The following is a 622-nucleotide window of genomic DNA, read 5'->3' on the forward strand; positions in this document are numbered from 1 at the left end:
TTCCCGACGGACCCGAACCGCTGGTCGCGAATCACCTCGGAGAAGCCGAGGATGGCATTCAGGGGCGTGCGCAGCTCGTGGCCGATATCCGCCACGAACGCCGACTTCCCGCGGCTTTCGTTCTGCGATTCTGCAAGTCGCTTTGCCAGTTCCCTTTCCGCTTTCGTCAGCAGATCGAGGGCATGGTTCAGCTTCGTCGTGCGTTCCAGGAACTGTCGCTCGACGGCAAGCTTGGATTGCCTGAGTTCCTCGAAGAGCCGCCGCGTGTGCAGGAGATTGCGCACTTTAAACGCTACCAAGAACCGCTCCAGCGGCTTGCCGATGATTACCAGTGTACTGGCTTCCAAGACCTGCAGCCGGGTCATCAATTCTGCGCCATCGCAGGCAACAAGCACCGGCAGGATCTGCTCCTGCGCCCGCCTGCTGAGAGTCCTTAGCAGATCAAAACCGTCGGCATCGTGTCCTGCAACGTCGACGATAACGAGGTCGGGTGTGGTTTCGGCCAGCATGCCGAACGCCTCGCGCGCGCTGGGGACGCATTGAGTTTCGCTGTAGCCCTCCGTCAGCAGAATATGCCGAAGCACGGAGCCGGGAGCCGCGGACTCGCCGACCACCAGGATAC

1 protein-coding gene is annotated in these 622 nt (G+C 61.3%); it reads right to left on the bottom strand.

The features are described 5' to 3' along the window. Window positions 1-622: response regulator (locus tag ACKGJN_RS16470; RefSeq protein ID WP_409540657.1), on the bottom strand; the 622-nt coding region annotated here is incomplete at both ends.

Origin of the sequence: Gillisia xinjiangensis, assembly GCF_046298265.1 — a bacterium.
In the GTDB taxonomy this organism is placed as follows: domain Bacteria; phylum Bacteroidota; class Bacteroidia; order Flavobacteriales; family Flavobacteriaceae; genus Gillisia; species Gillisia xinjiangensis.